Origin of the sequence: Superficieibacter sp. (assembly GCF_032071645.1) — a bacterium.
Taxonomy (GTDB): Bacteria; Pseudomonadota; Gammaproteobacteria; order Enterobacterales; family Enterobacteriaceae; genus Superficieibacter.
Genome location: NZ_DAMAPU010000006.1, coordinates 226,714 through 247,543, shown reverse-complemented (window position 1 = coordinate 247,543; position 20,830 = coordinate 226,714). Strand labels below are relative to the sequence as shown.

General features: G+C 56.7%; 21 protein-coding genes. 17 read left to right on the top strand and 4 right to left on the bottom strand.

Annotated elements, in window-relative coordinates:
- Positions 1-2: 2 nt before the first annotated feature.
- Together RT197_RS14015 and zntA are read left to right on the top strand one after the other, a co-directional pair.
- Positions 3-629, top strand: coding sequence for a lysoplasmalogenase (locus RT197_RS14015; RefSeq protein WP_312951592.1), 627 nt, complete (start codon positions 3-5; stop codon positions 627-629).
- Positions 630-706: 77 nt separating this feature from the next.
- Entirely contained in the window at positions 707-2,890 is a 2,184-nt protein-coding gene (gene zntA, locus RT197_RS14010; RefSeq protein WP_312951591.1) for a Zn(II)/Cd(II)/Pb(II) translocating P-type ATPase ZntA, read from the top strand.
- Positions 2,891-2,896: 6 nt separating this feature from the next.
- On the opposite strand, the gene tusA is transcribed toward zntA, so the two are convergent.
- Positions 2,897-3,142, bottom strand: coding sequence for a sulfurtransferase TusA (gene tusA / locus RT197_RS14005; RefSeq protein ID WP_312951589.1), 246 nt, complete (start codon positions 3,140-3,142; stop codon positions 2,897-2,899).
- 166 nt (positions 3,143-3,308) lie between these two features.
- Between tusA and RT197_RS14000 the strand changes: the two genes are divergently transcribed.
- Positions 3,309-3,974, top strand: a complete 666-nt coding sequence (locus tag RT197_RS14000) for a 7-cyano-7-deazaguanine/7-aminomethyl-7-deazaguanine transporter (RefSeq protein WP_312951587.1) — start codon at positions 3,309-3,311, stop codon at positions 3,972-3,974.
- A 74-nt stretch (positions 3,975-4,048) separates the two neighbouring features.
- Complete coding sequence (locus RT197_RS13995; RefSeq protein ID WP_312951585.1) at positions 4,049-4,606, top strand: DcrB family lipoprotein; 558 nt, start codon at positions 4,049-4,051, stop codon at positions 4,604-4,606.
- On the opposite strand, the gene RT197_RS13990 is transcribed toward RT197_RS13995, so the two are convergent.
- A complete protein-coding gene (locus RT197_RS13990) occupies positions 4,607-5,815 on the bottom strand; it encodes an MFS transporter (RefSeq protein ID WP_312951584.1) in 1,209 nt (402 codons plus the stop codon). It abuts the gene before it with no gap.
- 141 nt (positions 5,816-5,956) lie between these two features.
- On the opposite strand from RT197_RS13990, the gene RT197_RS13985 reads away from it, so the two are divergent.
- The 8 genes from RT197_RS13985 (at position 5,957) to RT197_RS13950 (ending at position 13,399) form a co-directional block, all read left to right on the top strand.
- Complete coding sequence (locus RT197_RS13985) at positions 5,957-7,006, top strand: AI-2E family transporter (RefSeq protein ID WP_312951582.1); 1,050 nt, start codon at positions 5,957-5,959, stop codon at positions 7,004-7,006.
- A gap of 140 nt (positions 7,007-7,146) precedes the next feature.
- Positions 7,147-8,718, top strand: a complete 1,572-nt coding sequence (gene nikA / locus RT197_RS13980; RefSeq protein ID WP_312951581.1) for a nickel ABC transporter substrate-binding protein — start codon at positions 7,147-7,149, stop codon at positions 8,716-8,718.
- The gene (nikB, locus tag RT197_RS13975; RefSeq protein ID WP_312951580.1) at positions 8,718-9,662 is read left to right on the top strand and encodes a nickel ABC transporter permease subunit NikB; all 945 of its coding nucleotides are present in this window, start codon (positions 8,718-8,720) and stop codon (positions 9,660-9,662) included. The genes nikA and nikB overlap by 1 nt, the downstream gene beginning before the upstream one ends.
- Positions 9,659-10,492 (top strand): nickel ABC transporter permease subunit NikC, encoded by an 834-nt coding sequence (nikC, locus tag RT197_RS13970; protein ID WP_312951578.1) that lies wholly within the window; start codon positions 9,659-9,661, stop codon positions 10,490-10,492. The genes nikB and nikC overlap by 4 nt, the downstream gene beginning before the upstream one ends.
- Positions 10,492-11,256, top strand: coding sequence for a nickel import ATP-binding protein NikD (nikD, locus tag RT197_RS13965; protein WP_312951577.1), 765 nt, complete (start codon positions 10,492-10,494; stop codon positions 11,254-11,256). The genes nikC and nikD overlap by 1 nt, the downstream gene beginning before the upstream one ends.
- A complete protein-coding gene (gene nikE, locus RT197_RS13960) occupies positions 11,253-12,041 on the top strand; it encodes a nickel import ATP-binding protein NikE (protein ID WP_312951576.1) in 789 nt (262 codons plus the stop codon). Before nikD ends, nikE begins: the two co-directional genes overlap by 4 nt.
- A complete protein-coding gene (nikR, locus tag RT197_RS13955) occupies positions 12,041-12,442 on the top strand; it encodes a nickel-responsive transcriptional regulator NikR (protein ID WP_312951574.1) in 402 nt (133 codons plus the stop codon). The genes nikE and nikR overlap by 1 nt, the downstream gene beginning before the upstream one ends.
- 162 nt (positions 12,443-12,604) lie before the next feature.
- On the top strand, positions 12,605-13,399 hold the full coding sequence (locus tag RT197_RS13950) for an SDR family oxidoreductase (RefSeq protein ID WP_312951572.1): 795 nt from the start codon (positions 12,605-12,607) through the stop codon (positions 13,397-13,399).
- Positions 13,400-13,454: 55 nt separating this feature from the next.
- Here the strand turns inward: RT197_RS13950 and RT197_RS13945 are convergent, their stop codons facing one another.
- Positions 13,455-14,669 (bottom strand): NAD(P)/FAD-dependent oxidoreductase, encoded by a 1,215-nt coding sequence (locus RT197_RS13945; RefSeq protein ID WP_312951571.1) that lies wholly within the window; start codon positions 14,667-14,669, stop codon positions 13,455-13,457.
- Between the two features lie 229 nt (positions 14,670-14,898).
- Here RT197_RS13945 and pitA point away from each other — a divergent pair, with 229 nt between their 5' ends.
- Complete coding sequence (gene pitA, locus RT197_RS13940; protein ID WP_312951569.1) at positions 14,899-16,395, top strand: inorganic phosphate transporter PitA; 1,497 nt, start codon at positions 14,899-14,901, stop codon at positions 16,393-16,395.
- A 56-nt stretch (positions 16,396-16,451) separates the two neighbouring features.
- Here pitA and uspB read toward each other — a convergent pair whose 3' ends face one another.
- Complete coding sequence (uspB, locus tag RT197_RS13935) at positions 16,452-16,787, bottom strand: universal stress protein UspB (RefSeq protein ID WP_103675821.1); 336 nt, start codon at positions 16,785-16,787, stop codon at positions 16,452-16,454.
- 372 nt (positions 16,788-17,159) lie between these two features.
- On the opposite strand from uspB, the gene uspA reads away from it, so the two are divergent.
- The 4 genes from uspA to RT197_RS13915 all read left to right on the top strand — a co-directional run bounded on the left by uspA (position 17,160) and on the right by RT197_RS13915 (position 20,792).
- Positions 17,160-17,597, top strand: a complete 438-nt coding sequence (gene uspA, locus RT197_RS13930) for a universal stress protein UspA (RefSeq protein WP_312951565.1) — start codon at positions 17,160-17,162, stop codon at positions 17,595-17,597.
- Between the two features lie 471 nt (positions 17,598-18,068).
- Positions 18,069-18,878 (top strand): sorbitol-6-phosphate dehydrogenase subunit, encoded by an 810-nt coding sequence (locus RT197_RS13925; RefSeq protein ID WP_312951564.1) that lies wholly within the window; start codon positions 18,069-18,071, stop codon positions 18,876-18,878.
- Positions 18,879-18,909: 31 nt separating this feature from the next.
- Positions 18,910-20,367, top strand: coding sequence for a PTS mannitol transporter subunit IICB (locus RT197_RS13920; RefSeq protein WP_312951562.1), 1,458 nt, complete (start codon positions 18,910-18,912; stop codon positions 20,365-20,367).
- Entirely contained in the window at positions 20,364-20,792 is a 429-nt protein-coding gene (locus tag RT197_RS13915; protein WP_312951560.1) for a PTS sugar transporter subunit IIA, read from the top strand. Before RT197_RS13920 ends, RT197_RS13915 begins: the two co-directional genes overlap by 4 nt.
- The last annotated feature ends 38 nt before the right edge of the window (positions 20,793-20,830 follow it).

Sequence of the window (20,830 nt, the reverse complement as noted above, 5' to 3'; positions counted from 1 at the left end):
AGATGCTGTGGTCTTTTATCGCTGTCTGTTTCTCCGCCTGGCTGTATGTTGATGCGTCTTATCGCGGACCCGTCTGGCAACGCTGGGTATTTAAACCCGTCACCCTGCTGCTTTTACTGCTGCTTGCCTGGCAGGCACCGATGTTCAACGCCATCAGTTATCTGGTGCTGGCAGGACTGTGCGCCACGCTGGTTGGCGATGCATTAACCCTGCTGTCGCGCCAGCGCTTGCTGTATGCCATCGGTGCGTTCTTCCTGTCGCATCTGCTTTACACTATTTACTTTGCCAGCCAGATGACGCTTTCCTTCTTCTGGCCGCTGCCGTTGGTGCTGCTGGTGATTGGCGCACTGCTGATCGCTACCGTCTGGACGCGGCTGGAGGAGCTACGCCTGCCGGTGTGCACTTTTATTGCGATGACGCTGGTGATGGTCTGGCTGGCCGGTGAACTGTGGTTCTTCCGCCCGACCGATAACGCGCTTTCCGCCTTTGTTGGTGCAGCGCTGTTGCTCATCAGCAACGTGGTCTGGCTGGGCAGTCATTATCGCCGCCGTTTTCGCGCCGACAGCGCCATTGCTGCCGCCTGTTACTTTGCCGGGCACTTCCTGATCGTCCGCTCGCTTTATCTCTGATTTTTGCTTGACTCTGGAGTCGACTCCAGAGTGTATGCTGCGGGTAATGAGAAAATTATCATTACCCGGAGAGTACAATGTCGACTCCAGATACCGACGGCAAAAAGGTCCCGCAGTTCGCTAAATTTACCTTCACGCCAGCAAAGCCTGAATGCACCGATTGCTGTGCTGATGGGTCGGTTGCGCCCGCAGAAACATTAACGGACGCGCGCTATCGCTGGACGGTGGAAGGCATGGACTGCGCTGCCTGCGCCCGCAAGGTGGAAAACGCCGTGCGTCAGGTTCCGGGCGTCAGCCAGGTGCAGGTGCTGTTTACCACCGAAAAGCTCGCCGTCAATGCCGCGACCGATGTCAGCCAGCAAGTCGAGCAGGCGGTGAAAAACGCGGGCTATTCGCTGCGCAGTGAAAGCGCCCCGCCGCCTGCCACCTCGCGCCTGCGCGAGAATTTGCCCCTGATAGTGCTGATCCTGATGATGGCGGCAAGCTGGGGACTGGAGCAGTTTAACCATCCGGCAGGCCAGTTCGCCTTTATCCTCACCACCCTGGTGGGGCTGTACCCCATTCTGCGCCAGGCGCTGCGGCTGATTAACAGCGGGAGCTGGTTCGCCATCGAAACCCTGATGAGCGTGGCGGCCCTCGGCGCGCTGTTTATTGGCGCGACGGCAGAAGCGGCGATGGTGCTGCTGCTGTTCCTGATCGGCGAACGTCTTGAAGGCTGGGCCGCCAGTCGCGCCCGCCAGGGCGTCAGCGCGCTCATCGCGCTTCAGCCGGAAACCGCCGTGCGCCTGCGTGACGGCCAGCGGGAAACGGTCGCCCAGCGCGATCTGCGCCCCGGCGATGTGATTGAAGTGGCTGCCGGAGGACGCCTGCCCGCCGATGGTCAACTCCTTACGCCGTTTGCCAGCTTTGATGAAAGCGCGTTGACCGGGGAATCCGTGCCGGTCGAGCGCAGCGCGGGAGAGAGCGTCGCGGCGGGCGCGACCAGCGTTGACCGCCTGGTCCAGCTCACCGTCGTTTCGCAGCCCGGCGATAGCGCGATTGATCGCATCCTGCGCCTGATCGAAGAGGCGGAAGAGCGCCGCGCGCCGATTGAGCGTTTTATCGACCGCTTCAGCCGTATTTATACGCCAGCGATTATGGCCGTGGCGCTGCTGGTGGCGGTCCTGCCGCCGCTGCTGTTTGCCGCCCCGTGGCTGCCGTGGATCTATAAAGGGCTGACCCTGCTGCTGATTGGCTGCCCGTGCGCGCTGGTGATTTCCACGCCTGCCGCAATTACTTCCGGGCTGGCCGCTGCCGCCCGGCGCGGCGCGCTGATTAAAGGTGGCGCGGCGCTGGAGCAGCTGGGGCGCATCCGCCACATTGCGTTTGATAAGACCGGCACGCTGACCGTCGGCAAACCGCAGGTGACGGGCATTTACCCGCGCGGCGTGAGCGAAGAGGAACTGTTGACCTTCGCCGCCGCCGTCGAGCTGGGTTCGACGCATCCGCTGGCGCAGGCCATCGTGCGTGAAGCGCAGGCGCGTCATCTTACCCTGCCGCAAGCCAGCGGTCAGCGTACCCTGACCGGAACCGGCATTGAAGCCGAAGTGGCGGGCAAAACCCTGCGTCTGTGCGCGGCCGGGAAATCGACTGAAGAAACGGTGAAAGAGCAGGTCCATGCCCTTGAGCAGGCTGGGAAAACGGTGGTGATGCTGGCAGAGAACGGCGTTGCGCTGGGCCTGATCGCCCTGCGTGACACCCTGCGCAAAGACGCGCGGGAAGCGGTAGACGCGCTGCATCAACTTGGCGTGCAGGGCATCATTCTGACCGGCGATAATCCGCGCGCGGCGGCGGCGATTGCCGGTGAGCTGGGGCTGGAGTTCAAAGCGGAACTGCTGCCCGCCGACAAAGTCCGGGCGGTGAGTGAAATGAATCAGCACGCACCGCTGGCAATGGTCGGCGACGGCATCAACGATGCGCCTGCGATGAAAGCCGCAACGATCGGCATTGCAATGGGTAGCGGAACTGACGTGGCGCTGGAAACCGCCGACGCCGCACTGACCCACAACCGGCTGACCGGTCTGGCGGAAATGATCCGCCTCGCCCGCGCTACCCACGCTAACATCCGCCAGAATATTGCCATCGCGCTGGGGCTGAAAGGGATATTTCTGCTTACCACGCTGTTTGGCATTACCGGCCTGTGGCTGGCAGTGCTGGCGGATACCGGCGCGACGGTGCTGGTGACGGCGAACGCGCTACGCCTGCTGCGCAAAGGTAATTAAGCGGGATCAGTGATTTTTACGCAGCAAATACTGGTACGGCAGCGTATCCGTTTGCTGCGCCACCAGCTCGTGCTCCATAAAACGGCAGAAGCCGGGGATATCGCGGGTGGTGGCCGGATCGTCGGCGACGATAGCCAGCGTTTCGCCGACCTGCATGGTGCGCACGGTTTTACGCACCATCATCACCGGTTCCGGGCAGCGAAGGCCCAGCGCATCAAGAACGTGGTCGGCGGTTGAGAACGAATCGGTCATGGTTATCTCGTGTGATCAAAAACGGCGTTAGTTTACGCCGCCTTTTTTGTGACGCAAGTCAGGTTAACGATTGCGTGAAAAACAACCATTGCAAAGCATCACCAAAGCAGTATCATGCGGCGGTTTCATTGGGTTCCCTCACCCCAACCACTAAAAAGGTCACAACATGACGAGTTTTACTTCTGCTCAGCGCATGAAAGCGCTGTTCTGGCTATCGCTGTTTCATCTGCTGGTGATCACCTCCAGCAACTATCTGGTGCAGTTACCGATCTCCATTTTTGGTTTTCATACCACCTGGGGCGCGTTTAGCTTTCCGTTTATTTTCCTCGCCACCGACCTCACCGTCCGTATTTTTGGCGCTCCGCTGGCGCGCAGAATTATTTTCGCGGTGATGATCCCGGCGCTACTGGTCTCCTACGTCATTTCTTCCCTGTTCTATATGGGATCGTGGCAGGGCTTTGGCGCGCTGGCGCATTTCAATCTGTTTGTGGCGCGCATCGCGGCGGCGAGCTTTATGGCCTACGCGCTGGGACAGATCCTTGACGTTCACGTCTTCAACCGCCTGCGGCAAAATCATCGCTGGTGGATGGCACCGGCGGCCTCAACGCTGTTCGGTAACGTCAGCGATACGCTGGCCTTCTTCTTTATCGCCTTCTGGCGTAGTTCCGATCCCTTTATGGCGACCCATTGGGTGGAAATCGCACTGGTGGATTACAGCTTTAAGGTGATCATCAGCCTGCTCTTCTTCCTGCCGATGTACGGCGTGGTGCTGAATATCCTGTTGAAAAGGCTGGCGGATAAATCTGATTTCTCCGCATTGCAGGCGGGTTAAAGGTTCAGCGTTGCGGTTGTGTTAAGATAAGCTCATGAGCCATTCATGGCCGTTTATCGAAAAGGAAGAAGTCAATGCGCAATCTGGTTAAATATGTCGGTATTGGCCTGCTGGTGATGGGGCTTGCGGCCTGTGATAACAGCGACACGACCACGTCCGCTCAGGCAGCGTCTGCGGAAAGTAACGCTACCGGGCAGCCCATCAGCCTGCTGGATGGCAAGGTCACCTTCTCGCTCCCGGCGGATATGACCGACCAGAGCGGCAAGCTGGGAACCCAGGCGAACAACATGCACGTGTATTCTGATGCGACCGGGCAAAAAGCGGTGATTGTTATCTTGGGTGACGACACCACCGAAAGCCTCGACGTGCTGGCGAACCGTCTTCAGGAACAGCAGCGCAACCGCGATCCGCAGTTGCAGGTGGTCTCTAATAAATCGCTGACCGTCAAAGGCCACGATATGCACCAGCTCGACAGTATCATTTCCGCCAAAGGTCAGACCGCCTGGTCTTCCGTGGTGCTCAGCAAAGTGGATAACAAACTGCTGACCCTGCAAGTCACGCTGCCTGCTGATAACCAGCAGAAAGCGCAGACCGCTGCGGAAAATATTATCAATACCGTAGTTATTAAGTAATTATCCGGCCTCCGCTGGCAACACCGGAGGCCGTTTTTTTAATCGCCAGCCCAGCAATAGCGCTACCGCCACCAGCCCCGCCGACGCCAGATAAATGACCGGTACGCCCGCCCAGGTCATCAACAGTCCGGCCAGCGGCCCCGTGATCCCCAGCGATAAATCCATAAACACCGTATAGGTTGCCAGCGCCGATCCCTGATTCTGCTGCGGCACCGCTTTCACCGCCACCACGCCCAGCGCCGGGAAGACCAGCGAGAAGCCCGCGCCGGTCAGCAACGTGCCGATTTTCGCCATCAGCGGCGTATCGGCGATGCCCACCAGCAGCAGGCCGATTATCTCCACCACAAAGCAAATCATCGCCACGTTCAGCCCGCCGAGGCGGTTAATACCGTTGGGAAACAGCAGGCGCGTGCCGACGAACGCGCAGCTAAAGAGGGTCAGCGCAAAGGCCGCGCCGTCCCAGCCTTTGGCGTCATAAAACAGGGTGATGAAGGTGGCGATCACGCCAAAACCGGAGGACGCCAGCGCCAGCGCCATGCCATACAGCCAGACCCGGCCCAGCACCGCGCGAAACGACATCGCTTTCCCGCGCCCGGCTTTCACCGCCGCTCTCGGCAGGGCACACAGCAGCGCCACCAGCGCGACCGCCATAATGATTATCGCCAGCCCGCCCAGTCCTGCCCACTGGTAGCACAGTACGCCCAGCGGCGCACCCATCGCCATCGCGCCATAGGTGACGATGCCGTTCCAGGAAATGACCCGCCCGATATGCAGCGAGCCAACCACGCCCACGCCCCACAGCGTCGAGCCAGTTCCGGCAAAGCTCTGACCAATCCCGAGGATCACGCGCCCCAGGCACAGTAGTATCAGGCTGAATATCGGGGAGCCGCCCGCAAAGGCCGCCAGCAGATAGCAGACGCCGCTCAGAAAACAGCCGCACAGCCCAAAGACGACGATTTTTTTCGGGCCGAGCTGGTCGGCGTAGCGCCCGGCATGGGGACGGCTTAGCAGCGTGGCGAAGTATTGCAGGCTGATGACCAGCCCCGCCCAGAAAGCGCTGAAGCCCATGACGTCATGCACGTAGCCGGGAAGGACCGCCAGCGGCAGCCCGATGGTGAGATAGCTTGCGAAGTTAAAAATAACAACCGACAGGATCCGCAGGTTCAGGCGGAAGCCGCTTAGCTCCGGCCCGGCGACGGGTTCAGGCATAACATTCACCGCATTTTTACAACAATGTTTCATTATTACACGTCAGGACACGAAATGTTGCCGCTGCTTTCAGAATTTCTGCCTCCGGCGTTCCAGCAACAAAGCGCTACACTTAGAGCATTCTTACTGAAGGAACTCTCCATGACTACCCCTACTCCCGATAAAGCGGGTTTGCACATTCTGTTAAAGCTGGCCGCACTGGTTATTATTCTGGCGGGTATTCATGCAGCGGCGGATATTCTGGTCCAGCTCTTGCTGGCGCTCTTTTTTGCTATCGTCCTGAATCCACTGGTCACCTGGTTTATCCGCCGGGGGGTCAAGCGCCCGATCGCCATTACCATTGTAGTGCTGGTGATGATGGTGGTCCTGACCGCGCTGTTAGGCGTGCTGGCGGCGTCGCTGAACGAGTTTGTCGCTCTGCTGCCGAAATACAATAAAGAGCTGACGGCAAAAGTGCTCTACCTGCAACGCCAGGTGCCGCTGCTCCACCTCCATCTCTCCCCGGAAGTGATGCTCCGGCGTATGGATTCCGAAAAGGTAATGGCGTTCGCCACCGCCTTAATGACCCAGCTTTCCGGCGCGATGGCGAGCGTGGTGCTGCTGGTGATGACCGTGGTGTTTATGTTGTTTGAAGTGCGCCACGTGCCTTACAAACTGCGTTTTGCCCTCTCCAATCCACAGATCCACATCGCCGGGCTGCACCGCGCGCTGAAAGGCGTTTCGCATTATCTGGCGCTGAAAACGCTGATCAGCCTGTGGACCGGGGTGATTGTCTGGCTGGGGCTAATGCTGCTGGATATTCAGTTCGCGCTGATGTGGGGCGTGCTGGCCTTCCTGCTGAACTACATTCCCAACATTGGCTCGGTGCTTTCCGCCGTGCCGCCGATGTTTCAGGCGCTACTGTTTAACGGCGTGTATGAATTCGTGATGGTCGGCGCACTGTTCCTGGTGGTGCATATGGTGCTCGGCAATATGGTTGAACCGCGCATGATGGGGCACCGACTGGGGATGTCGACGATGGTGGTGTTCCTGTCGTTGCTGGTCTGGGGCTGGCTGCTCGGCCCGGTGGGGATGCTCCTTTCGGTGCCGTTAACCAGCGTCTGTAAGATCTGGATGGAGACCACCAAAGGCGGCAGCAAACTGGCGATCCTGCTGGGGCCAGGGCGTCCGAAAAGCCGATTGCCGGGATAACGTTTTGTTTTTAGCCCGGTACAACACATAGCGCTTTCTTATAGATACCGGGCATCTATTGATTCAGGACAACGTAAAAGTATGATGAATTACTAAAATCATCACACTTTTTCGATTATCTCATCCTTGAGGCAATAACGTTGTCCAGATTACGTTACGTTCTGCTGGCGGTGATTGCCTGTGCGCCGCTGCTTACGCGTGCCGCAGCACCCACCGAAATTACCACCGCCTGGCCGGTGAACGTCGGGCCGCTTAATCCGCATCTTTACACCCCGAACCAGATGTTCGCCCAAAGCATGGTGTATGAGCCGCTGGTGAAATATCAGGCGGACGGCACGGTAAAACCCTGGCTGGCGACGCGCTGGAGCCATTCGGCGGATGGCAAGGTCTGGACCTTCACCCTGCGCGATGATGTGACCTTCTCCAACGGTGAAGCGTTTGACGCACAGGCAGCGGCGGCGAACTTCCGCGCGGTGCTCGATAACCGCCAGCGCCACGCCTGGCTGGAACTGACCAACCAAATCACCAGCGTTAAAGCCCTCAGCAAAACCGAACTGCAAATCACCCTCAAAAGCGCCTACTACCCGTTCCTCCAGGAGCTGGCCCTGCCGCGCCCGTTCCGTTTTATCGCTCCTTCGCAGTTTAAAAATAATGAGACGATGCTCGGCATTAAAGCGCCGATTGGCACCGGGCCGTGGATGCTGAAGGAGTCGAAGCTGAATCAGTATGACGTGCTGGTGCGCAACGATCGCTACTGGGGCGAGAAGCCGCAGATCCAAAAAATCACCGTCAGGGTGATCCCCGACCCGACGACCCGCGCGGTGGCTTTTGAAACCGGTGATATCGACCTGCTTTACGGCAATGAAGGTTTGTTGCCGCTCGATACCTTCGAACGCTTCAGCCATAACCCGGCATACCGCACCCAGCTTTCGCAGCCGATTGAAACGGTGATGCTGGCGCTGAACTCCGCCAAAGCACCGACTCACGAACTGGCGGTGCGCGAGGCGCTTAACTACGCGGTCAACAAAAAATCGCTGATCGACAACGCGCTTTACGGCACTCAGCAGGTGGCGGATACGCTGTTTTCCCCTTCCGTTCCCTACGCCAATATTGGCCTGAAACCGCGCCAGTACGACCCGACGCTGGCAAAATCCCTGCTTGAAAAAGCGGGCTGGACACTGCCAGCCGGTAAAGCCATTCGCGAGAAAAACGGTCAGCCGCTGCGTATCGAACTGTCGTTTATCGGCACCGATGCGTTAAGTAAATCGATGGCGGAGATTATCCAGAGCGATATGCGCCAGATCGGCGTCGATGTCGCGCTGATCGGCGAAGAAGAGAGCAGTGTTTATGCCCGCCAGCGCGACGGTCGTTTTGGCATGATTTTCAACCGCACCTGGGGCGCGCCTTACGATCCGCACGCCTTTATGAGTTCGATGCGCGTGCCGTCGCACGCGGATTTTCAGGCGCAGCAGGGGCTTGAAGATAAGCCCCTGATTGATAAAGAGATTGGTGAGGTACTGGAAACCACCGACCCGACCCAACGCCAGGCGCTGTATCGCGATATTTTGACCCGCCTGCACAACGACGCGGTGTATCTGCCGATCAGCTACGTCTCAATGATGGTGGTGGCGAAGCCTGGGCTTGGCGTCATTCCTTTCGCGCCCATTGCCTCAGACATTCCGTTTGAAGACATTACCCCGGTGAACCCCTGATGCTGCGTTACATTTTGCGGCGTATGTTGCTGCTGATCCCGATGATTTTCGCCGCCTCGGTCATTATCTTTCTGCTGCTGCGCCTTGGCACCGGCGATCCGGCGCTCGACTATCTGCGCCTCTCTGACCTGCCGCCAACGCCGGAAATGCTTGCTTCCACGCGGGTGATGTTAGGACTGGATCAACCGCTGATCGTGCAGTACGGCACTTGGCTATGGAAGGCGCTGCATCTGGACTTTGGCCTCTCGTTCGCCACCCAGCGCCCGGTGCTGGATGACGTGCTGAATTTCCTGCCCGCGACGCTGGAACTGGCGGGGGCGGCGCTGGTGCTGATCCTGCTGACCTCCGTGCCACTCGGCATCTGGGCGGCGCGCCACCGCGACCGTCTGCCCGATTTTGCCGTGCGCTTCATCGCATTTCTCGGCGTCTCAATGCCCAATTTCTGGCTGGCGTTTTTGCTGGTGATGTTCTTCTCGGTGCATCTGCAATGGCTGCCCGCGCTGGGTTATGGCGGCTGGCAGCACCTCATTCTGCCTGCGGTGTCGATTGCTTTTATGTCGCTGGCGATCAACGCCCGCCTGCTGCGCGCCAGTATGCTGGAAGTCGCCGGGCAGCGGCACGTCACCTGGGCGCGACTGCGCGGCCTGAACGACCGGCAAACCGAGCGCCGCCATATTCTGCGCAATGCCTCGCTGCCGGTGATTACCGCGGTGGGGATGCACATTGGCGAACTGATCGGCGGCACGATGATTATCGAGAATATCTTTGCCTGGCCGGGCGTCGGGCGCTATGCCGTCTCCGCCATCTTCAACCGCGACTATCCGGTGATCCAGTGCTTTACGCTGATCATGGTGGTGGTTTTCGTGGTCTGTAACCTGATTGTTGACCTGCTCAGCGCCGCGCTGGACCCGCGCATTCGCCGCCATGAAGGAGCGCATTCGTGAATTTTTTCCTTTCTGCTCGCTGGTCGGTGCGTATCGCGCTGGTCATTATCGCCCTGATGGCATGGATTGCGCTTACCAGCCAGTGGTGGCTGCCGTTCGATCCGCAGGCGATTGATTTACCGTCGCGCCTGCTGCCACCGGGCGGTGAGCACTGGCTGGGGACAGACCATTTAGGGCGCGATATTTTCTCCCGCCTGTTGGCGGCCACCCGCGTCTCGCTCGGCTCGGTGATGGCCTGCCTCCTGCTGGTACTGGCGCTGGGGTTGATCGTCGGCGGCAGCGCCGGGCTGATCGGCGGGCGAGTCGATCAGCTCACCATGCGCGTGGCGGATATGTTTATGACCTTTCCGACCTCGATCCTCTCCTTTTTTATGGTCGGGGTGCTGGGAACGGGGCTGACTAACGTGATTATCGCCATCGCCCTGTCGCACTGGGCGTGGTATGCGCGGATGGTCAGAAGTCTGGTGATCTCCCTGCGCCAGCGCGAATTTGTCCTCGCCTCGCGGCTTTCCGGCGCAGGTCATGTGCGGATATTTATCGACCATCTGGCGGGGGCAGCGATCCCGTCCCTGCTGGTACTGGCAACGCTGGATATCGGTCATATGATGCTGCACGTTGCCGGGATGTCATTCCTCGGCCTCGGCGTGACCGCGCCAACGCCGGAATGGGGGGTGATGATTAACGACGCGCGGCAGTACATCTGGACCCAGCCGCTGCAAATGTTCTGGCCGGGGCTGGCGCTGTTTATCAGCGTGATGGCCTTTAATCTGGTGGGTGACGCCCTGCGCGATCATCTGGACCCGCATCTTGCCACGGAGCACGCCCACTGATGCCGCAGCAAATTGAATTACAAGACATTGAATTACAGGCCGCAACGCCGTTGGTCCACGGCGTCTCACTGACGCTCAGACGCGGGCGCGTGCTGGCGCTGGTCGGCAGCAGCGGCAGCGGGAAATCGCTGACCTGCGCGGCAGTGCCTGGCGTGTTGCCATCAGGCGTGCGTCAGACGGCGGGCGCAATCCTGGCAGACGGCAAGCCGGTTTCGCCGTGCAACCTGCGCGGTCACATCGTGGCGACCATCATGCAGAACCCGCGCAGCGCCTTTAACCCGCTGCACACGATGGCGACCCACGCACGGGAAACCTGTCAGGCGCTGGGTAAGCCTGCGGACGACGCCGCGCTGCTGGCGGCATTAGACGCCGTTGGCCTGGAGAACGCGCAGCGGGTATTAAAACTTTACCCTTTCGAAATGAGCGGTGGCATGTTGCAGCGCATGATGATCGCGATGGCGGTGTTGTCCGACGCGCCGTTTATCATTGCCGACGAGCCGACCACCGACCTGGACGTCGTGGCTCAGGCACGCATTCTCGATCTGCTGGAGAACATCATGCAGCGCCGCGCGCCGGGAATGCTGCTGGTCACTCATGATATGGGCGTGGTCGCACGGCTGGCGGACGATGTGGCGGTGATGGATCACGGCCGAATTGTTGAGCACAACAGCGTGGAGGCTATTTTTAACGCCCCGCAACATCCGGTCACTCGCGGTTTACTGGCCGCGCATCTGGCGCTTTACGGTATGGAGATCCCGCAATGACGCTTCTCACCGTTTCCGATCTTGCGCACAGTTACCCGCATCACCCTGCGGTTCTGCGCGATATCTCACTCACTCTGCGGGCGGGCGAGAGCGTGGCCCTGCTGGGCCGCAGCGGCTGCGGCAAAAGTACCCTGGCACGTCTCTTGGTTGGACTGGAACGCCCTGACACGGGCACAATCGTCTGGCGCGGCAAGCCGATATCACGCCTGAACCGCGAAGCGCGCAAAGCCTTTCACCGCGATATTCAACTCGTTTTCCAGGATGCCCTCAGCGCCGTAAACCCGCGCAAGACGGTGGGCGAGATCATCGGCGAACCGCTGCGCCATCTGATGTCGATCGGCAAAAAAGCGCAGCGGCAGCGCATCGCCGACATGCTTCAGGCCGTCGAACTGGAGGTGGATATAATGGATAAACGCCCGACCCAGCTGAGCGGCGGGCAGTTACAGCGGGTCTGTCTGGCGCGCGCGCTAATCGTCAACCCCGCGCTGCTGATCCTTGATGAAGCGGTATCAAGCCTCGATCTGGTGCTTCAGGCGGAAATTATTCAGCTACTGAAGCGGCTCCAGCAGCAGTCGGGCACCGCCTGCCTGTTTATCACCCATGACTTAAGGCTGGTCGAGCGCTTCTGCCAGCGGGTGATGGTGATGGAACGGGGAGCCATCATCGAAACCGCCGCCGTACAAGCTCCATTTCGGCTACACAGCCCGGAAGGTCAGGCGCTCCAGCAGGCGGTACTTCCCGCCTTTCCCGTTCCCCGTCGTACTCAACAACAAGGGCTTATCTGATGCAACGAATCACTATTACTCTCGACGACGATCTGCTGGCCACCGTTGACCAGCTCAGCCAGCAGCGGGGCTACCATAACCGCTCCGAAGCCATCCGGGATATTTTACGCAACGCGCTGGTCCATGAGCACACCCGGCACAGTGAACAGAGCGGCTACGCGGTGCTCTCCTACGTCTATGAACATGAAAAACGCGATCTGGCGAGCCGGATTGTCTCCGCGCAGCACCACCATCACGATCTGTCCGTCTCCACACTGCATGTGCATATTAATCATGATGATTGTCTGGAGGTGGCGGTACTGAAGGGCAATATGCATGAAATCCAGCATTTTGCCGACGATGTGATCGCCCAGCGCGGCGTGCGCCACGGGCATTTACAGTGTCTGACAGCGGAGGAGTGAGGGGGCGGAACTCGCCTGACTATTCACGTCAATAAGCCAGTGCATTGAGTGCAACAATCCTGACAGAAGGAGGACACTTCCTGTTACCTCCTGCGCTATGCACCTCTCCCTCGCCTGCTACGCTTAATGATTCGAACCAAACATAACGAGATGGAGTGGATCATGAAAATCGATTTTACGGGAAAAATCGCACTGGTCACGGCTTCCACCGGCGGGATTGGCCTGGGGATTGCCAGAGGGCTGGCGGAAAGCGGCGCGGAAGTCATTATCAACGGACGCAGCGAAAGCAGCGTAAATCAGGGGATCCAGCATTTGCAGGCAGCCGTGCCGGGTGCGCAATTGCGGGCGGCGATTGCCGATCTCAGCACCCCGGAAGGCGTTGAGTCGCTGCTGAAAGTCGCGCAGGAGGTCGATATTCTGGTTAACAACGCCGGGATTTTTGGGCCAAAAGATTTTTATTCCACCGATGACGAAACCTGGGATAACTACTGGCAAACCAACGTGATGTCTGGCGTGCGCCTGTCGCGTGCGCTGCTGCCCGGCATGGTGCGAAAAGGCTGGGGCCGGGTGGTGTTTATCTCCTCCGAGTCCGCGCGCAATATTCCGGCGGATATGATCCATTACGGCGTGACGAAAACCGCTCTTCTCTCCCTGTCGCGCGGGCTGGCGAAGTTTGTGGCCGGAAGCGGCGTCACGGTCAACAGCGTGCTGCCTGGCCCGACGCTGTCCGACGGTTTTGCCGCCATGATGAAAGATGAAGTGGAGAAAACCGGTAAATCACTGGAAACGGTAGCGAAAGAGTTCGTGATGGAAAACCGTCCCAGCTCGGTGATCCAGCGCGCTGCCACGGTCGAAGAAGTGGCGAATATGGTGGTCTATGTCTGTTCCGAACAGGCTTCTGCCACCTCCGGCGCGGCGCTGCGCGTGGATGGCGGCGTGGTCGATGATATCGTCTGATTTGACCTCCGGCAGACCTGTTACGGGCCTGCCGGGCCGGTTAGCGTCGCCTGCTTTATGACGGCGTTTCAACGTTCTGCGCGGCGATTAACGCCTGGGCACATGCCCATGCGCTGGACCATGCCCACTGAAAATTATACCCACCCAGCCAGCCGGTAACGTCCATCACCTCACCGATAAAATAGAGTCCCGGCACGTTACGCGCTTCCATCGTGCGTGAAGAGAGTTCGTGCGTGTCAACGCCGCCGAGCGTCACCTCTGCTGTGCGGTAGCCTTCGGTGCCGTTCGGCTGCACCCGCCAGGCGGTGAGCGTCTCCACCAGCGCCTGCTGGTCGCGCGGATTCAACTGCTTCAGCGTGACGTCCGGGATTTGCCCCAGTTGCTGGAGGCATTCCACCAGCCGTTTGGGCAGTTGCATCGCCAGAGTATTTTTCAGGCTCTGGTTAGGGTGTGCCGCCCGCTGCGCGTCCAGCAAGCTCGCCAGATCGCAGTCCGGCAGCAGGTTAATGCTGACAAACTCACCCGGCTGCCAGTAGCTGGAGATTTGTAATACCGCCGGGCCAGAAAGCCCGCGATGGGTAAACAGCAGGCTTTCGCGAAATACCGTGCCGTCGCTGGCCGCGATCACCGACGGCACCGAAACCCCGGAGAGCGCCTGAAGCGGCTCCAGCAGCGGTTTATGCAATGTAAAAGGCACCAGCCCGGCACGGGTCGGTAATACTTTCAGGCCAAACTGCTCCGCGATTTTGTAGCCGAAGGGCGATGCGCCCAGCCCCGGCATCGACAGGCCGCCGCTGGCGATCACCAGTTGCCTGGCCGTTACCGTATCGCCGTTAAGTTGCAGCCGGTAATCACCGTCGCTTTTTTCCACCGCCAGCACCTCGCTGCGCAGGCGCATCGTGACCTGGCCCTTCTCACACTCCTGCACCAGCATATCGACCACCTGCTGCGCGGAATCATCGCAAAAAAGCTGGCCCAGCGCCTTTTCATGCCACGCAATACCGTACTGGTTCACCCTGTCAATAAAATCCCATTGGGTGTAGCGTGCCAGCGCTGATTTGCAGAAATGCGGATTCTGGCTCAGATAAGCAGCAGGTTCGACGTACAGATTAGTGAAGTTGCAGCGGCCGCCGCCGGACATCAGGATCTTGCGGCCAGGCTTCTTGCCATTATCCAGCAGCAGAACGCGGCATCCCGCCTGCCCTGCGGTCGCCGCGCAAAACATTCCCGCCGCACCTGCGCCGATAACAATGACATCAAACCTTTCCACAGCAACATCCTCATAAAAATCAGGGCGTGAATTGTAAAGATTAGCCTGTGGTCGCACCAGCCAAAAATAAGTCTGGTGAATCATTTCATTGAAATCTATACGATAAATCTTTAGCACGATCTGGCAAACCACGACTAATATCAAAAAAAGGCTATATTTCACTTTGCCCGCGCCGCTAAAGTCACTGATAATGCGCCGCGTTCATGTCCTCAAAATGGCGTAACGTCCTATGCTACATTTGTTTGCTGGCCTCGACTTTCATACCGGCCTTTTATTATTACTTGCTCTGGGATTTGTACTGTTTTACGAAGCCATTAACGGCTTCCACGACACTGCGAACGCAGTTGCAACCGTGATCTACACTCGCGCAATGCGATCGCAACTCGCGGTTGTCATGGCAGCGGTGTTTAACTTCTTTGGCGTTCTGCTCGGCGGATTGAGCGTAGCCTATGCCATCGTGCATATGTTACCTACCGATTTGCTGCTTAACGTTAGTTCCGCTCACGGCCTGGCAATGGTCTTCTCCATGCTGCTGGCAGCGATTATCTGGAACCTCGGCACCTGGTATTTTGGTCTGCCGGCGTCCAGCTCCCACACCCTGATTGGCGCAATTATCGGTATTGGTTTAACCAATGCTCTGATGAGCGGTACGTCGGTGGTCGATGCGCTTAACATTCCCAAAGTTATCAACATCTTTGGTTCGTTGATCATCTCCCCTATCGTCGGCCTGGTCTTCGCAGGTGGCTTAGTGTTTATTTTGCGCCGCTACTGGAGCGGCACCAAAAAACGCGCCCGTATCCACCTGACGCCAGCCGAACGTGAAAAGAAAGACGGCAAGAAAAAGCCGCCGTTCTGGACCCGTATCGCCCTGATCCTCTCCGCTATTGGCGTTAGCTTTTCTCACGGCGCGAATGACGGGCAGAAAGGCATTGGCCTGATTATGCTGGTGCTGATTGGCGTGGCCCCTGCGGGATTCGTGGTTAACATGAATGCCTCCGGGTACGACATCACCCGCACACGCGACGCGATTAACAACGTCGAAGTGTACTTTCAGCAGCATCCTGCGCTGCTGCAAAAAGCGGTTGAGAAAGAGCCGGTCATTCCGACGCCGGAACAAACCGGCAGCAGCCCGGCCGAGTTCCACTGTCATCCGGGACTGGCGATCACCGCGCTGGACAAGGCGAAAGCGATGCTGGGAAGCATCGACAACTACGACAAGCTGCCGGTTGAGCAGCGCAGTCAGCTGCGTCGCATCATGCTTTGTATCGCCGATACGACCGATAAAGTCGCGAAGATGCCGGATGTTAGCGCTGACGATCAGCGTCTGCTTAAGAAGCTGAAAGGCGACATGCTGAGCACCATTGAGTATGCCCCAATCTGGATCATCATGGCCGTCGCGCTGGCGCTGGGCATTGGTACGATGATTGGCTGGCGTCGTGTGGCGACCACTATCGGTGAAAAAATCGGTAAAAAAGGCATGACCTACGCACAGGGCATGGCGGCGCAGATGACGGCGGCGGTTTCAATTGGTCTGGCAAGCTACACCGGGATGCCGGTATCCACCACGCACGTGCTCTCGTCCTCTGTGGCAGGGACCATGATCGTGGACGGTGGCGGTCTGCAAAGAAAAACCGTGACCAGCATTCTGATGGCGTGGGTATTCACCCTTCCCGCCTCAATCCTGCTGTCAGGCGGTCTGTACTGGATTGCCCTGAAAATCATCTGATAAGCGGTTTTTACGCAATGCGAGCGGGTCAGGAAACTGGCCCGCTTTTTTTTCGCTCAGTGCCAAATCATCAATCCTACCAGGCTCACCACCACCAGCCCACACAGAAAGCTGGTAAGGATAAACTGCCCGCGCACGCGTTCGCAGCGACGAATAAACTCATCATCATGATGATCAAGATACCGCTGGGCGTAGATGTACCACACCAGACGGACCTGTTTGCCGGGCTGACCATGCGAGGTAAAGAAACCTCCGCCATCGACGTACTGATAAAGTAATGGGTCACAACCACGTAATACCACTAACAGCGCACGCAGCGAGGAAAAGTAGCGTGCCATGTTAACAACACAAACAACACATAAGGCCCAAAAAAGCGCGATGGTGCTGATCATACCGCCTCCCCGGCAATCACCCGCCGATCAACGATCGCGGATAATCGCTCTCCGACACCCGGACAAAAGAATTCATTGAAAGAGTGAGAAACCGATCACATTTATTTATCCGACCGGCTCATTAAATAGTGTAGGAGATTAGTTAATTTTTTTGCCAGAAGGTTAACCACTATCAATGCAATTGTCTGAAAATTTTGTTCAACTGTATGATGAACAAGTGACATTGACGGAGAACCCGACGCGCTATAAGGTAGCGTCAGGCTTCTTAAGGCGGGGCTGATTCCTGGCGTATGTAGCAGGCAGGACGCGGAAACCGACGGCATCGCCGTCAGGCCCACTGGTCATCGACAACTTTATGGAAGGAGTAACACTATGGCTTACAAACACATTCTCATCGCGGTTGACCTGTCTCCAGAAAGCAAAGTGCTGGTAGACAAAGCGGTATCAATGGCGCGTCCTTACGATGCGAAGATTTCCCTGATCCACGTAGATGTAAACTATTCCGATCTCTACACCGGTCTGATTGATGTCAACCTTGGCGATATGCAAAAGCGCATCTCTGAAGAGACCCACCACGCGCTAAGCGAACTGTCCGCTAACGCCGGTTATCCCATCACAGAAACCCTTAGCGGCAGCGGCGATCTGGGTCAGGTGCTGGTCGATGCGATCAAAAAATATGATATGGATCTGGTGGTTTGCGGTCATCACCAGGACTTCTGGAGCAAGCTGATGTCCTCCGCGCGCCAGCTCATTAACACCGTCCATGTCGACATGCTGATCGTCCCGCTGCGTGACGAAGAAGACGCCTGAAGATCCTCTCTCAAATCCTGAAAACTGCGGCTGGTCCGCAGTTTTTTTTCGCCTGTAGACATCGCACGCCCAAAAACGATGCTCCTGCTCGTCTGATTTATCGCCCTCTCTTTAAATAAACTTTTCATTAACAACAAATTAATTATCACAAAACAATAATTGCGCCAAAATGCGTGTTTGGGATTAATAGATGCACTTACATGCACACTTAAACGTTCAAATAACAACCATCAACAAAATGCGATGTACCACGCAAAATCCATACAACAATGTAACTTATTGAATGATAATGGATATATTTTTTAATTGTGATTTCCTTCGCAGATCGCAACGATCCTGATAGGCAATGCGTTTTTCTGCGCATATCTTACAAGGGCGCACAAAAACGCATTTATTTAGGCAAACATGCAGCAGAGTTACGTACCCGCACCTCTGGGCATGTTAATCAGCAGCGAAAGGGAGAAAAGAAAAATGAGTCAAGCTACGAAGTGGTTAGATCTTTCAGGAAAAGTTGTCATTGTGACCGGTGGCAGCATGGGTCTCGGCGAGAAAATGGTTGAAAACCTGCACGCTAATGGCGCATCGGTGGTGTATGCCGATCTCGCCCCCAACGCGACGTTTAGTCAAAACGACGCCATCACCTACATCAAATGCGACGTGACGAAGAAGTCTGAGGTTGAAAGCCTGGTCGCCGCCGTGGTCGAAAAATTCGGCCACGTTGACGGGCTGGTCAATAACGCAGGCGTCAGCCGCCCGCGCTTGCTGGTTGACGTCTTCAAGGAAAAACCGGAATACGAACTGAGCGAAGATGATTTCGACTTTATGGTCAATGTAAACCAGAAAGCCGTTTATCTCGTTTCGCAGGCCGTCGCCCGCCAGATGGTAGAACAGGAATCCGGCGTCATTATCAATATGACCTCCGAAGCGGGCGTTCAGGGTTCACGCGGGCAGAGCTGCTACTCAGCCACTAAAGCTGCCGTTAATGCTTTCACCTTCTCATGGGCCAAAGAGCTGGGGCCGTATAACGTACGCGTTGTCAGCGTAGAGCCAGCTATAAACGTCCCGACCCCAATGAACAGCGACGCAAATTTCCGGGCACTGGCCTATACCCGTGGCACTGACCCAACCAAAGTGCATAAAGACTACAAAGGGATCATCCCGCTGGGCCGTCCTGGAAAACTTGAAGAGATTGCCGATCTTATCTCTTTCCTGGTTTCCGATCGTTCTTCCTACATCACCGGTTCCGTCGTCAATATCACCGGCGGTAAATCACATCATTAATCACCCATCATCATAAGAAATGGAGCCGACCATGGGAAATAATCGAATTGCCAATAGCCCTGCGTTAGCAAAAATCAGAAAGTTTGGTGGCGTTATGAGCGGCATGGTAATGCCGAATCTGGGCGCTTTTGTAGGATGGGGGTTGATGGCCGCCATTTTTATTCCTAATGGTTGGTTTCCCAATGAAAAATTAGGAGAAATGGTCGGCCCGATCCTGAACTATCTTTTCCCGCTATTAATAGGCTACACGGCTGGATATAACATTCACGGTCAGCGCGGCGGTGTGATTGCAGCGTTCGCCACGATGGGCGTGATCGTAGGTTCCAATATCACGATGATCAGTGGCGCAATGGTAATGGGTCCGCTCTCTTCGTGGCTGCTGAAGAAGTTCGATCAGAAAGTGCAGCATAAGATCAAACCCGGCTTTGAAATGTTCGTGAACAACTTCAGCCTGGGGATCATCGGTCTGCTCTGCGCGATCTTCGCCTACATGACCGTCGGGCCGGTGATCCGCCTGCTGATTGTGATCATTACCTCTGGCGTTAACTGGTGTACCACGCACAACCTGCTGCCGCTGCTGTCGGTATTTATGGCTCCCGCACAGGTGCTCTTCCTTAACAACGTCGTCAACCACGGTATTCTCGCCCCCATCGGCTTTGCACAGGTTCCCGAACTGGGCAAATCGATTATGTTCCTTGTGGATACCAACAACGGGCCGCTGTTAGGCACGCTGATGGCTATCGCCCTGTTTGGTCGTGGACGCGCTAAAAAGACCGCGCCAATGGCGATGTTCATTGCCGGGATTGCCGGGATTGGTGAAGTGTACTTCCCGTTCGTGCTGGCTAACCCGCTGCTGGTATTCGCCACCATGGGCGGCCTTGCGGTCTCGCTGTTCCTGCAAGTGATCATGGACGGCGGCCTGATTGGGGTAGCATCACCCGGCAGCCTGATCGCCATCGCGATGATGACGCCGAAAAGTGCGATAGTGGCGAACCTGGTGTCCATCAGTGCGGGCTTTGTCGTGTCCTGTACGCTTGGCTGGCTGCTGCTCAAAATCAGCCCCGGCTCTGAAGATGACAACGAAGAAAACCCGGTGATCGTAGGTGGTCGTCAGGTCAAATCGGTCAGCGACTTTGTGCCCGGCATGACGGTGGCTGGCAGCGCAGGGAAAAGCATCCAGCGCATTCTGGTTGCCTGCGATTCAGGGATGGGCTCCAGCGCAATGGGTGCCTCGGTACTCAGAAAGCGGCTGAAAGAAGAAGGACTGGAGAGCATAACCGTCATCAACGATTCTGCGAATCGGGTCGGAAAAGAGTACGACATTGTTATCACCCTCTCCGGGCTACTGGAACGCGCGAAGCTCAGTTGCGAAAACACGGATACGACCTTCATGACCGTTAATAACTTTATTAAGTTAAGTGATTATGACGAAACGGTGGCATTCATCAAACATCGTAATCAGGTTGATAATAACGAGGCGACCGTATGAGTGATATTTTCTCCATAAAAAACATTCTACTTAACGCCAGCGCTACTGATAAATTTGAAGCAATAAAACTTACTGGCAACGTTTTAAATCAGAATGGCTACGTTACTGAAAAATACATCGAGAGAATGAAACTCAGAGAAGAGATAGTTTCAACTTATCTGGGAAATGGTTTAGCGATCCCTCACGGCACCGATGGTTCTGACTGTGAGATCATTAAAACCGGGATTTCTTTAGTACAGTTTCCACAAGGCGTAGATTTTGGTGATGGTAATACGGCCTATATCACCATTGGTATTGCCGGTAAGGAGGGCGAACATATGGAGTTACTGAATAAGATCGCCCTTATTTGTATTGAGGAAGAGAATGTTATGGCATTACGTAATGCTAAGTCTACACAACAAATTTTACAAGTCCTGAACTTATAAGATATACTCATTATTCTTTGAATAACATGAGTATGCAG

Excerpts from the sequence above, each read along its gene's own strand:
- RT197_RS13950 (WP_312951572.1), top strand. The coding sequence starts at position 12,605 with ATGAAAATCGATTTTACGGGAAAAATCGCACTGGTCACGGCTTCCACC.
- nikB (WP_312951580.1), top strand. The coding sequence starts at position 8,718 with ATGCTGCGTTACATTTTGCGGCGTATGTTGCTGCTGATCCCGATGATT.
- RT197_RS13915 (WP_312951560.1), top strand. The coding sequence starts at position 20,364 with ATGAGTGATATTTTCTCCATAAAAAACATTCTACTTAACGCCAGCGCT.
- pitA (WP_312951569.1), top strand. The coding sequence starts at position 14,899 with ATGCTACATTTGTTTGCTGGCCTCGACTTTCATACCGGCCTTTTATTA.
- tusA (WP_312951589.1), bottom strand. The coding sequence starts at position 3,142 with ATGACCGATTCGTTCTCAACCGCCGACCACGTTCTTGATGCGCTGGGC.
- nikE (WP_312951576.1), top strand. The coding sequence starts at position 11,253 with ATGACGCTTCTCACCGTTTCCGATCTTGCGCACAGTTACCCGCATCAC.
- RT197_RS13985 (WP_312951582.1), top strand. The coding sequence starts at position 5,957 with ATGACTACCCCTACTCCCGATAAAGCGGGTTTGCACATTCTGTTAAAG.
- RT197_RS13920 (WP_312951562.1), top strand. The coding sequence starts at position 18,910 with ATGGGAAATAATCGAATTGCCAATAGCCCTGCGTTAGCAAAAATCAGA.
- nikD (WP_312951577.1), top strand. The coding sequence starts at position 10,492 with ATGCCGCAGCAAATTGAATTACAAGACATTGAATTACAGGCCGCAACG.
- nikR (WP_312951574.1), top strand. The coding sequence starts at position 12,041 with ATGCAACGAATCACTATTACTCTCGACGACGATCTGCTGGCCACCGTT.
- RT197_RS14000 (WP_312951587.1), top strand. The coding sequence starts at position 3,309 with ATGACGAGTTTTACTTCTGCTCAGCGCATGAAAGCGCTGTTCTGGCTA.
- RT197_RS13995 (WP_312951585.1), top strand. The coding sequence starts at position 4,049 with ATGCGCAATCTGGTTAAATATGTCGGTATTGGCCTGCTGGTGATGGGG.
- RT197_RS13925 (WP_312951564.1), top strand. The coding sequence starts at position 18,069 with ATGAGTCAAGCTACGAAGTGGTTAGATCTTTCAGGAAAAGTTGTCATT.
- uspA (WP_312951565.1), top strand. The coding sequence starts at position 17,160 with ATGGCTTACAAACACATTCTCATCGCGGTTGACCTGTCTCCAGAAAGC.
- RT197_RS13990 (WP_312951584.1), bottom strand. The coding sequence starts at position 5,815 with ATGCCTGAACCCGTCGCCGGGCCGGAGCTAAGCGGCTTCCGCCTGAAC.
- zntA (WP_312951591.1), top strand. The coding sequence starts at position 707 with ATGTCGACTCCAGATACCGACGGCAAAAAGGTCCCGCAGTTCGCTAAA.
- uspB (WP_103675821.1), bottom strand. The coding sequence starts at position 16,787 with ATGATCAGCACCATCGCGCTTTTTTGGGCCTTATGTGTTGTTTGTGTT.
- RT197_RS14015 (WP_312951592.1), top strand. The coding sequence starts at position 3 with ATGCTGTGGTCTTTTATCGCTGTCTGTTTCTCCGCCTGGCTGTATGTT.